The 10,830-nt window shown below is 66.9% G+C and carries 10 protein-coding genes and 1 tRNA gene; 3 read left to right on the top strand and 8 right to left on the bottom strand.

The window, feature by feature from the left end; all coding sequences use genetic code 11:
- Positions 1–10: 10 nt before the first annotated feature.
- The 5 genes from OPU71_RS16340 to OPU71_RS16320 all read right to left on the bottom strand — a co-directional run bounded on the left by OPU71_RS16340 (position 11) and on the right by OPU71_RS16320 (position 3,894).
- A complete protein-coding gene (locus OPU71_RS16340) occupies positions 11–1,252 on the bottom strand; it encodes a GGDEF domain-containing protein (RefSeq protein WP_267729093.1) in 1,242 nt (413 codons plus the stop codon).
- An 81-nt stretch (positions 1,253–1,333) separates the two neighbouring features.
- Complete coding sequence (locus OPU71_RS16335; protein WP_267729091.1) at positions 1,334–2,371, bottom strand: S66 family peptidase; 1,038 nt, start codon at positions 2,369–2,371, stop codon at positions 1,334–1,336.
- Entirely contained in the window at positions 2,371–2,709 is a 339-nt protein-coding gene (locus OPU71_RS16330) for an AzlD domain-containing protein (RefSeq protein ID WP_267729090.1), read from the bottom strand. The genes OPU71_RS16335 and OPU71_RS16330 overlap by 1 nt, the downstream gene beginning before the upstream one ends.
- On the bottom strand, positions 2,699–3,433 hold the full coding sequence (locus OPU71_RS16325; protein ID WP_267729088.1) for an AzlC family ABC transporter permease: 735 nt from the start codon (positions 3,431–3,433) through the stop codon (positions 2,699–2,701). The genes OPU71_RS16330 and OPU71_RS16325 overlap by 11 nt, the downstream gene beginning before the upstream one ends.
- Positions 3,430–3,894 carry an HIT family protein gene (locus OPU71_RS16320; protein ID WP_267729086.1) on the bottom strand — a complete coding sequence of 155 codons (465 nt, stop codon included), beginning with the start codon at positions 3,892–3,894 and terminating at the stop codon, positions 3,430–3,432. The genes OPU71_RS16325 and OPU71_RS16320 overlap by 4 nt, the downstream gene beginning before the upstream one ends.
- A 154-nt stretch (positions 3,895–4,048) precedes the next feature.
- On the opposite strand from OPU71_RS16320, the gene OPU71_RS16315 reads away from it, so the two are divergent.
- Positions 4,049–4,495, top strand: coding sequence for an MOSC domain-containing protein (locus OPU71_RS16315; protein ID WP_267729084.1), 447 nt, complete (start codon positions 4,049–4,051; stop codon positions 4,493–4,495).
- Here OPU71_RS16315 and OPU71_RS16310 read toward each other — a convergent pair whose 3' ends face one another.
- From OPU71_RS16310 to OPU71_RS16300, 3 genes are all read right to left on the bottom strand, one after another.
- Positions 4,496–5,332: a ferritin-like domain-containing protein gene (locus tag OPU71_RS16310; RefSeq protein WP_267729083.1), complete on the bottom strand. Its 837-nt coding sequence runs from the start codon at positions 5,330–5,332 to the stop codon at positions 4,496–4,498.
- Between the two features lie 10 nt (positions 5,333–5,342).
- Entirely contained in the window at positions 5,343–6,836 is a 1,494-nt protein-coding gene (locus OPU71_RS16305; protein ID WP_267729082.1) for a carboxypeptidase M32, read from the bottom strand.
- Between the two features lie 108 nt (positions 6,837–6,944).
- Complete coding sequence (locus tag OPU71_RS16300) at positions 6,945–10,211, bottom strand: S41 family peptidase (protein WP_267729081.1); 3,267 nt, start codon at positions 10,209–10,211, stop codon at positions 6,945–6,947.
- A gap of 132 nt (positions 10,212–10,343) precedes the next feature.
- On the opposite strand from OPU71_RS16300, the gene OPU71_RS16295 reads away from it, so the two are divergent.
- A tRNA-Ala gene (locus OPU71_RS16295) sits at positions 10,344–10,419 on the top strand.
- Positions 10,392–10,769, top strand: a complete 378-nt coding sequence (locus OPU71_RS16290) for a hypothetical protein (protein ID WP_267729080.1) — start codon at positions 10,392–10,394, stop codon at positions 10,767–10,769. Before OPU71_RS16295 ends, OPU71_RS16290 begins: the two co-directional genes overlap by 28 nt.
- The last annotated feature ends 61 nt before the right edge of the window (positions 10,770–10,830 follow it).

Genomic DNA, 10,830 nt, shown 5'->3' with positions numbered 1-10,830 from the left:
CCGCAGCGGGTCAGGCGCGGGCCGCGCGGATCACTTGGGGCTCGGGGAGCGGGCTGATCGTCGTATGCCCGTGATGCACTTCGCCGGCGGTAATGACCTGGCCACGCCCGCCGTGCTTGGCCGCATACAAGGCCTGGTCGGCCAGCTCAAGCAGGGCCGAGCCACTGGCCGCATCATCCGGGAACAACGCCAGACCGGCGCTTGCGCCGACGCGCAAGACCTTGTCTTCGTGGCGAATCGGCCGCGACATCCGCAGCACCAGATCACGCGCACGCCGCACGGCATAGACCGGGTCGTCCACTTCACCGATGATCACGACGAACTCGTCGCCACCCAGCCGGCAGACCGTATCCTCACTGCGAATCGCGGCGCGCATCCGCTTGGCCACGCGCCGCAAGACCACATCGCCAATCGCGTGGCCATAGGTATCGTTAACCGGCTTGAAACCGTCCAGATCAAGCACGATCACCGCCGTATGGCAGCCCCGCCGCTCCGCGCGCTGCACCGCCTGCTCGAGGCGGTCCTGTAACAGGCGGCGGTTGGGCAAGCCGGTGAGCGGATCGCGATTGGCGCGCGCCTCAAGCCTCGAAAGTCGCGCCAGGCCCTGGCGGCTCAGATGACGCATCACCCGGATCAGCACCAGCCCGAAGAGCAAGGCGCTGATCAAGGTAGCGGCCACCGCCCACTGCAGCCAGCGAAAGGTTTGCGCTTGCCGCGCCTTGCTGACGGCATGGCGTGATTCAACGTCAAGCTGAATCGCATCAATCCAGGCGTGCGCGGCCAGCACGACATACGCGTTGCCCCGCTCCGCATCCTGCATCAGGGTCACACCATCATCAGCTGCGGGCGCAGCCGGCCCATACACACGCTGCCGATCGAGCAAGGCGCCGAGCTTGGTGAGGCGCCGCTGTTGGCCGGCATCGCTGGCCGACAGTTGCAGGCAGTCCGCCAGAATACGGGCGAGCGACTCATCCCCGCGGCTTGGCGGCGCCGAAGATGCGTACTCGCTGAGGATGGCCGAGCGCAGCGACTCGACCCGGTGCAAGAACCGGGCGTCGGCTTCGCCCTCGTCCTGGGCCTCGATCAAGAGCATGCCCACCCACAGCGCAACCGCGCAGCTGGCGATGGTCGCCACCGCGAGCGCGGACAAGCGAAGACGCGAAGAAGGGTCGAGAAAGCGTCGCAAGCTGGGGCCGGAATAAGTGACTTGAGCGACGCCGGATGGCAGCACTCGCAAGGCAAGCCAAGACATTTTAGCAGCGCCCCAGCGCGCCCGCCGGCAGCTGCCGCCGGTCCGCGACGGGCGTGACGCCGGCCCGGGCCGGGCGCCGCCTCAGACCAGGCGCTGCTCGATGGTGGCCGCCCCGGTGCGGTATCGAACACGCGCCAATGCGCCGTTGATCATCAGCCAATGGGGTGGCCTGTGGCCGATGTCGGCCTCAAGCAGCACCGGGCAGCCCAGACTTCCCAGCGCCGCCGCCACCACCGCGCGCTGGCTCAGGGCACCCGCCTCGGTCGCCTCGGGCGCGGTGCTGCGGCCCAGGATGAGGCCGGAAACGCCCTCGAACCAGCCTGCCAGGCGCAAGCCTTCAAGCGTGCGGGCGTAGTCGCAAGGGCGCATCTCGGCATTCTCGAAGTAGAGAATCGTGCCTTCGGCACGGTGCGCAGCAATGAAGCGGGGCACATCGCCGTAACGCGAGCCGGCCAGATGCCGGATCGTATCGAGGCAGCCGCCGATCAGGCGCCCGGAGAACTCGGCCTCGTCGTGGCCTGCGGGGTTCAGGCATTCAAGCCGCGTCGGTTCGGTCAGATCAAAGCCGGCGGCCGGGTCCTCCGCGAAGTCCCGCCAACGAGCCTGCCAATGCGTCGAACTGGCCTGAATGAACGCGCCGCCGGCAGCGGTGGCGAGGTGCTGGAACACACTGGCGCTAAGGGGGTCGGATTGCGCCGGCGCCAGATCCATCAGATTCGGGCCGTGCGCCGTGGCCCACGCCGCAAGCAGGGTGAGCGGCAGCATCAAGGTGCTGAGGTCTGAAAACCCCATCAGCCATTTCGGCTTTGCAGCGGCAATGGCCGCAAAGTCCAGCCGCGCGAGCAGCTCGATCGCCAACTCTCCGCCCCATGGCGGAAGCACTGCAGCAATTGAATCATCCAGCAGGTAGCGCATCAGTTCAGCGGCACGGGCCTCCGCGTTCGCGCTCACATGCCCGAGGTTCTGGCGCAAGCACTGGCCCTGCTCCACCGCGAAGCCACGCCGGGCAAGGTGGCCGATCACCAGATCAAGGCGCGGGTGCAGCGCGGCCGGCACGCCGGACGAAGGCGCCGTCACCGCAATTCGCGCAGGCGCGCGCAAAGGCAAGGGATAGCGCATCACAGCGCACCGCCAAGCAGGCCCTGCGCCACCCACAGCGTCACCAGCCCGACACCGATCGTCAGCGTAACGCTACGCGTGCGCAGCGCCACCACGGCAGCCACCGCCGCAGCGATCAGGCGCGGGTTTCCCGGCGAAAGGTCGAGAGCGGCATCGCGCATGAAGACTTCCGGCGCAATCAGCGCGGCCAGCACCGCGGGCGGCACATAGCGCAGCAGAGCCTGCAGGCGCGGCCCCAGGGCCAGGCGGCGGCCACCGGCGATGAATGAAAAGCGCGTCAGGAAGGTCAGCAGCCCGCACGCCAGCAAAGTCAGGTTGAGCCCAAGCTCACTGTTCATGGTGCACCGCCTTGTCGAGTCGCCGCGAAGCGGCACCGGCGGCGATACCGGCCACCGCGGCCGCAATGATCCAGAGTTTGTGTGGCAAGCCTTGTGCTGCAAGCGCAACCGCGCCCGCCACCAGCGCCGCCACCAGTTCGCTGCGCCGGCGAATCCCCGGTAGCAAGAGTGCGATGAAGGTCAGCGCAATCGAAAAGTCGAGCGACCATGCGGCTGGAATCGCGGCCCCCATCAAGACGCCCACCACCGTAGACACCTGCCACGACGCCCACAACGTGAAGCCGGTACCAAACAGGAACCAGTGCCGCGCAGGCGTCGCAGGGCCCTGGGCGAAGCGCGGAATGGCCGCGGCGTAGGCCTCATCGGTGAGCAAGTACGCGAGCAGCACCCGCCAGCGCAGCGGCAGATCCCGCAGGTACTGCGCCACGCTCGCGCTGTAGAGCGCATGGCGCAGGTTCACCACGCCCACCGTCGCGGTAATCACCGCCGGCGGCACCTGCGCACCCCACAACTGCGCAAACACCACCTGCGACGAACCGCCGAACACCACCGAGGACATCGCGATCACCGCCCACGCCGGCAAACCCGCCGCCAAGCCCAGCACGCCGAAGATCAAACCGAACGGAACCACCCCCAGCAGCAGCGGCAGTTCGGCTTTCACCCCGGCGACGAACTCGGCGCGGGCGCTGGCCTCGTGGGCTCCAAACTCCGCTGGCGCGGTCATGAAGCGCCCCCGACGCGATCGGGTTCCGCCGCGTCCATGGCGGCACGAATGCGCGCCGCAAGCGCCGCGCGTTCAGCCAACGGCATCATGCGCATAGGCGTCTGGAAGTACTGATCTCCCGCGTAACGCGGTATCACATGCATATGCCAGTGCCACACATCTTGCCCGCCGGCGGGCTCATTGTTCTGCCTCAAGGTGACGCCCTCGCAGCCCAGTGCGACCTTCAGCGCACGCGCGATTCGCGCTGACGCCACCATCAGTCTGCCCGCCAGTTCATCCGGCAATTCGTAGGTGTTCTCAAAGTGCTGTGCCGGCAAAACCAGCACCGTTCCCGCATGGTTTGCCGGTTGATGCAGGCCCATGACGCCGATCACCACACCATCGTTGAACACCTCAGCCTGCGATTCGCCCCCGGCGGCGACACGGCAGAATGGGCAAGCGTAGTCAGCAGGTGCGTGCACGGCGAAATCCTGAGCGATGAACCGACGAAGGCGCAATTATCACGCGTGGCAGCCACACGCTGAGCACTTTTGGCGGCCAAGGCACTCATTCGACCTGCGCTTGCCGTCCTTGCTAAGCTGCGGCCCAACAAGCGCTGCCAGAGAGAGGTTTCCGATGTCGCGTGTCATCAAGATCCTGATCGCAGCACAAGACGCGCCGATGAACAGCGTGCAGCAAGTCGATGCCGTAGCCGGCTGTGGTTTGCGCGGCGATCGCTATTTCAAGCCCGATGGCAATGCCGACCCGGCCTCCCAGATCACCTTGATCGAGCGCGAGTGCATCGACGCATTCGTTGCCGAAACCGGCCTCGCGCTGAGCCACGATCAGCCGCGCCGCAATCTTGTGACCGAGGGCGTGCGCTTGAACGACCTGTGCGGCAAGCGCTTCCGGGTCGGCGACGTGGAGCTTGAAGGCATTGAGCTGTGCGAGCCCTGCAGCACTTTTGCGCAACGCACCTACCGGCAGGTAGTGAAAACCTTTGTCGGCAAGGGCGGCCTGCGCGCACGAATCGTCACCAGCGGCACCATCAATGTGGGCGACGCGATCACGCCGCTGGATTAATCAACCGGACTTGCGCGGCGTGCGATACGGCGGCGGCCGCTGGTTGGCCAGCTGATCAAGCTCTGCCTGGGTGAAGCCTGCCTCAAGGCGCGCGGCCGTATTGAAGGGCGGTTTGGGCCAGGGCGCATCGAAGCGCACGATCTGCTCGCGGTAGGCCGCCTCGGCTTCGAGCCCGCGTTCAGCGCACGCAAGGCGGAACCAGCGATCGCCGATCGCGACATGGCCAATCTCGTCACGCAGGATGATGTGCAGCACCGCCACGGTGTCGGCGTCGCCGCTCTTGAGCAGCTTTTCGATCATCGGCGGCGTGGCATCCAGCCCGCGCGCTTCGAGCAGGCGCGGCACCAGCGCCATGCGCGCGAGGAAATCCTGCGCGGTGTCGCAGCACATGTCCCACAGACCGTTGTGGGCGGGGAAGTCACCGTAGGCGTGGCCCACCGCAGCAAGGCGCTCGCACACCAGGCCAAAGTGGTAGGCCTCTTCCTCGGCCACGCGCAGCCAATCGTCGATGAAGGCGTCGGGCCGATCCCAGAAGCGCGCGGCACAATCGAGCGCGAGGTTGATTGCGTTGAACTCGATGTGCGCCACCGCGTGCAGCAGGGCAGCATAGCCTTCACGGCTGCCGGGCGAGCGGCGCGGCACCGCGTCTGGCGACACCATTTGCGGCCGCGCCGGGCGGCCGGGCACGAGTACCGGATCGGTCACGATCGCCTTGCCGGCACGCGGCAGTTCACCAGCGATCCACGCCGCACGCAGCGCACGCACCGCCACCGACTTCTGCGCCGGGTCGGCGATCATCAAGGCGGCGAGCGCTTCGGATTGGACGCTGCGGCGCATACGCAATGCCTCAGGCGAGGTAGCGCGCTTCGAGGTGGCGCTTGAAGTGCGCCGGATTGAGCGCCTCGCCACTCGCGCGCTGCACCAGCTCGGGCGTTGTCCAGCGACTGCCTTGCGACCAGATCTTGGCATCCAGCCACCCGAACACCGGCGCGTAGTCGCCGGCGGCGATGCGCGCATCCAGATCCGGCGTGTCGCGCCGCATCGTCGCAAACCACTGCGCGGCGTATAACGCGCCGAGCGTGTAGCAGGGGAAGTAGCCGAACAGGCCCTCGGCCCAGTGCACGTCCTGCATGCAGCCATCGCGGTAGTCGCCACGGGTGTCGAGCCCGAGCAGATCGCGCATGCCTTCGTCCCACGCCGCGGGCAGGTCTTCCACCGCAAGCTCGCCGCCGATCAGCGCACGCTCCAGATCAAAACGCAGCAGCACATGGCAGGGGTAGGTGGCTTCATCGGCGTCGACGCGGATCTTGCCGGGCGCCACCTGTGTCGCCCAGCGCGTCAGCGCTTGAGGCTCGAAGGCCGCCTGCGCGCCGAAGTGGCGCACCAGGCGCGGCGCGAGCTGCGCGAGGAAGCCCGGCGAGCGCGCGAGTTGCATTTCGAACGCGAGGCTCTGGCTTTCGTGGATGCCCATCGAGCGGGCCACGCCGATGCCCTGCCCCAGCCACTCGCGCGGCAGGTTCTGCTCGTAACGGGCATGGCCGGTTTCGTGAATGGTGCCGAACAAACTGACCGAGAAATCGTCTTCGCGGTAGCGGGTGGTCATGCGCACGTCTTCCGGCACCCCGCCGCAGAACGGGTGGGTGCTTTCGTCCATGCGGCCGCGATCAAAATCGAAGCCGAGCAGTTCGATCATCTCGCGCACCAGCCGGTGCTGCGCCTCAACCGGGAAGGGGCCTGCCGGCGCAATCACTGGTGTCTGCGCCTGGCGTTCGCGAATCTGCGCGATCAGGCCGGGCAGCCACGCACGCATCGGATCGAATACCCGCGCGATCTCGGCGCTGCGCATGCCGGGCTCGAAGCGTTCGATCAGCGCGTCGTAGGGTGAGAGCCCCAGGGCATCGGAGAGTCGCGCCGCCTCTTCACGCGCGATCCGCAAGACCTCGCGCAGGTTCGGCAGGAAGCCGGCCCAATCATTGGCCGGCCGCTGGCTGCGCCAGGCATGTTCGCAACGCGCGGTGGCGAGCGTCTTCGCTTGCACCAGTTCCGCCGGCAAGGCAGTTGCCATGCGATAGGCCTGCGCCATCTCGCGCAGATCGGCACGTGCCACATCGCTGAGCGGCTCCTGCTCCGCCGCTTGCAGCAGGCCCGCGATTGCCGGGTCGGTGCTGCGCGCATGCATGATCTGATCGAGCTCGGCCGCCGCGGCGGCGCGTGCTTCGTTGCCGCCGGGCGGCATCAGGGTTGCACGGTCGACGTAAGCAATCGCGCCAAGGTGCGCGAGCCGGTGCATCGAGCGCGAGCGCGCAAGCAGTTCGTTGTAGGCGGGGCTATTCGGCTGCATGGTGTTTGCCTTTTCGTGCGGCCGGCTGCGCGTCGTACGCGTTGCCGGCCAGATTGTTCAAGGCAGGCGCAGCGGCTTGTGGCCGGCCGCGCCCGCCTGGTGTGTGCGTTAAGCCTTTGGCGGCCAGCTCGGCAAATCGAGCCGCGGCCGTTGCGAGAAGTCCGGCACCCGCGGCGGTTGCTTGCTGAGTGCGGCAAGCGCCACTTCAACCGACTTGTCGAGTTGCGGATCGCGGCCGTTGGCGTAGTCCTGCGGCGCGATGTCGATGTGCACATCGGGCTCGGTGCCCCAGTTCTCGACGCCCCAGCCCACATCCTTGAACCAGAAACTGAACTCCGGCTGCGTGGTGATGGTGCCATCGACCAGGCGGTGCCGTGGCCACACTCCGATGACCCCGCCCCAGGTGCGGGTGCCAACCAGCGGGCCAAGGCCCATCAGCTTGAAGCAGTGCGAAAAGATGTCGCCATCCGAACCGGCGTGCTGGTTGGTCACGCACACCAGCGGGCCCGCCACCGCGTGCGCGGGGTAAGGCTCGGGTGCGCCCCAGCGCGATACGTCGTAGCCGAGCACGCGGCGCGCGAGCTTTTCGAGCAGCAGTTGCGAGACATGGCCGCCGCGGTTGAAACGCGCGTCAACGATCAGCCCGTCGCGCAGGCTTTCGGTACGCAGGTAGCGGTGAAATTCCGAGAAGCCCCAGGTCACCATGTCGGGGATGTGCAGGTAGCCGAGCCGCCCGCCCGAGGCTTCGCGCACCCGCGCACGGTTCGCTTCGACCCACTCGCGGTAGCGTGCGGCGTCTTCGCTCGGCAGGGTACGAACCACCGCGCGGCGGCGGTTGCTGCCGTCGGCATCCGCCAGCAGCAGCTCGACCTTGCGCCCGGCGCGCGCCACCAGCCGGGCCTGCGGCGGGTGTTCGCGATCGCAGGCGAGGCCGTCGATCGCGAGCAGGCGTTCGCCCGGTTTGGCGCGCACGCCAACGCCGGCGAGCGGCGAATCGTGCCCCTCGCGCCAGGCATCGCCGCGCACCAGGCGGCCGATGCGGTAGCAGCCGGCTTCCTCGTCCCAATGGAATTCGGCGCCAAGGTGGCCCAAGGGCAGCGCGGCCACGCGCTTGCGATCGCCGCCCGATTCGTAGCAATGCGAGGTCGCCAGTTCGCCCTGCATCTCCCAGATCAGATCCGAGAGTTCTTCGCGGGTTGAGATACGTTCCACCAGCGGCGCATAGCGCGCCCAGATGCGGTCCCAGTCGACGCCGCTCATGTCGGCCGTCCAGAACTGGTCGCGCTGCAGGCGCCACACTTCGCGCAGCATCTGGCGCCACTCGGAACGCGGGTCAACTTCCACCTGCACGCGGTCCAGATCAACCCAACCCGATTCGCGCGAGAAGTCGCCCAACTCGGTTTCTTCCTTGGGCTTCTCGCCGATCTTGAAGGCGCGCACGCCTTCGTTGGTATCGACAACCACCGCCTTGCCCGGCAGCGCGAGTACGAATCCGCCCACGTCTTCGAGTACGGTTTCCACCTTCTGGGCGCGCATGTCCCAGCATTGCAGCAAGGCGTCGGCGACTTCCTGATCTTCGTCGCTCTCGGTGGTGACCGGATGCAGCGTCCAGTAGACGATGCCCTTCGCAGCATCAATGCGGCCGTACCGGCCAGCCCCAACCGGGAACGCCCGCACCCGGCCCGCAAGGCCGTCGAGTTCCACGATCACCGGCTTGGGCGGGCGGCGCTCCTCGCCCTTTTCGTCCTGCTTCTTGTCACCGGACTCGTCGTCGTCCTCCTCGTCGTCCTCGTCTTCATCCTCGTCATCCTCTTCCGCGAAGCCACGCGGCAGGGGTTCGAAGGGGTCGATGCCGTCAGCCTGCAGGGCAACCAGGTAGGGGCGCGTCGCGCGCGGGAAAGAGAGGTCGAACACGACCTCGTCGTACACCGGCTCGAAGGCGCGGGTCGAGAGGAAGTAGAGATACTTGCCGGCGGGGTCCCACACCGGCGAGAAGTCGTCGAAATCTTCACCACTCGCAAGACCACTGCGCCCGGTGGCGATTTCGAGCAGCTTGATCGCGCGCGTTGCGCGGCTCACGCCAAAATCGTAGGCGAGCCACGCACCGTCGGGCGAGAACGCAGGCTCATCGATCCGGCGATAGTCGCAACGATCGAGCAGGCGGGTTTCGCGCGATACGAAATCGGCCAGCCACAACTCATTGCGGTGGTTCGTGACCACGACGCGCAAGCCTTGAGGTGCAGCGACGATACCGGTGATGCGGCCCAGATCGGCATCGAGCACGCTGACACCCTCTTCGGCATGCAGCTCCAGCCGCTCTTCGCCGCTGGCGTCCGACACCAGGACCACGCCCACGCCTTCGGCGAGCCACACCGGCATGCGATAGCGCGCACCCTGCTCCGCGCCCAACTGGCGCATCGCGCCTTCCCACAGCGGCAGGCTCACCGCCTTGCCGCGCACGGCGAGCGCGAGCGAGTGGCCATCAGGGTGCACGCTGAAGGCTTCGAGTTCGGCGTCGCCGCTGACGAACTTGCGCGCCAATTGCGGCCGCGCCGCCGGCACCTCAATCTCGATACGCAGCGCCACACCGCTCACCGGATCGAGTCGGTAGATGTCGCCGCCGCATTGATAGACGATCGTCGCGCCATCGGTGGACGCGTGCCGCACGTACTGTTCGCCATGCTCGGTGTGGCGGTGCAGGCCAGCACCGGCGGGCTCGCAGGAATACAGATTCCCGATCCCTTCGTGGTCAGAGATAAACCAGATCCGGTCGCCGATCCACATCGGGCAAGCCAGGTTGCCGGCGCGCTGCGGATCGCCAAACGGATCGAGCGGCGCGAACTCGCCGCTGCCGCTTGCATCCACCCACAGGTGGCCGATCGTGCCACCGCGATAGCGCTTCCACAGCGCCGGGTCGCTGGTGTTGCGGCCCAGCACACAGCCGCCCTGCGCCGACCACGCCACATTGCTCGCCATGCCCCAGGGCAACTGCACCGGCAAGGGGGCGTCGAGCGCAACCGTGAACAGATGGCGCATGTGGAAGAACGGCTGGTCGGCATTGCTCGCGATGACGACACGGCCGTCGGGCGTCCAACCCGCCACCGCCGTATGCGCGCCAAGCCAGGTCAGCCGCCGCGCCGCGCCGCCTGCGGCCGGCATCACATACAACTCGGAATGGCTCTCGTCGGTCGCAATGAACGCCAGCCAGTTACCGCAGGGCGAAAAGCGCGGGAAGCCCACCAGCCCGCGCCCGCCGGAAATCCGCCGCGCCACCCCCCCTGCCAACGGAACCGACCACAAATCGTCGTCGGTCACGAAGACCAGGGTATCGCCCGACACGGTCGGGAAGCGAAGGTACGCGGGGACTTGGGACATGCAGCGAGCTCCAGCCGGCACACCGCAAGCGCGACACGCCGTGAAATCAGGGAAACCGCGAATTATGCCACCGCCCCCGCCCCTACCCTTGGCAGAACCAAAACCCGGCGGCTATACTTCATCCCCATTCGTGGGGGGGTAGCTCAGCTGGGAGAGCGCCGCGTTCGCAATGCGGAGGTCGTGAGTTCGATCCTCATCCTCTCCACCACAGAATTGAAAGCCGCTGATTCCGAAAGGGTCAGCGGCTTTTTCGTTCTTGCGCAAGATACTCGCGACGAAAAGCGCTTCGCAATCAACCGCGCGCGAACGAGACCGAGCATAGTCAGCAGTGCGCTCAGAAGAAGCCACGCCACTCATGCAGGCAAGACCAAACGTATCGGAATAGAGTGGCGCTTCAACGGCAGCCCTTACGGCACTGCGTTCCCCGGCCCGGCTCAGAGCTTAAGCAAATGCGCCCAATTCAATCTTTTTGGTCTTCTGCAATCATGTGCGCTGTGTTTTGCGCTAACGCTGCAAGTGAAGAAGCCCCCAGTGACAACCTGTGCCCGCAGCCGCTGAGCATTGCCGGGGCCAGTTGCCCGGATGCAACCCTGCATACCGTCAAACCTCCGGCCATACC

The sequence above is a fragment of the Niveibacterium sp. 24ML genome, from assembly GCF_026586805.1.
Taxonomy (GTDB): Bacteria; Pseudomonadota; Gammaproteobacteria; order Burkholderiales; family Rhodocyclaceae; genus Niveibacterium.
The sequence above is the reverse complement of the archived record's forward strand: the minus strand, read 5'-3'. Positions and strand labels throughout refer to the sequence as shown.

Bases quoted from the DNA above. Each gene is read 5' to 3' on its own strand.
- OPU71_RS16330 (WP_267729090.1), bottom strand. From the start codon at position 2,709: ATGAACAGTGAGCTTGGGCTCAACCTGACTTTGCTGGCGTGCGGGCTG.
- OPU71_RS16325 (WP_267729088.1), bottom strand. From the start codon at position 3,433: ATGACCGCGCCAGCGGAGTTTGGAGCCCACGAGGCCAGCGCCCGCGCC.
- OPU71_RS16305 (WP_267729082.1), bottom strand. From the start codon at position 6,836: ATGCAGCCGAATAGCCCCGCCTACAACGAACTGCTTGCGCGCTCGCGC.
- OPU71_RS16310 (WP_267729083.1), bottom strand. From the start codon at position 5,332: ATGCGCCGCAGCGTCCAATCCGAAGCGCTCGCCGCCTTGATGATCGCC.
- OPU71_RS16335 (WP_267729091.1), bottom strand. From the start codon at position 2,371: ATGCGCTATCCCTTGCCTTTGCGCGCGCCTGCGCGAATTGCGGTGACG.
- OPU71_RS16340 (WP_267729093.1), bottom strand. From the start codon at position 1,252: ATGTCTTGGCTTGCCTTGCGAGTGCTGCCATCCGGCGTCGCTCAAGTC.
- OPU71_RS16315 (WP_267729084.1), top strand. From the start codon at position 4,049: ATGTCGCGTGTCATCAAGATCCTGATCGCAGCACAAGACGCGCCGATG.
- OPU71_RS16300 (WP_267729081.1), bottom strand. From the start codon at position 10,211: ATGTCCCAAGTCCCCGCGTACCTTCGCTTCCCGACCGTGTCGGGCGAT.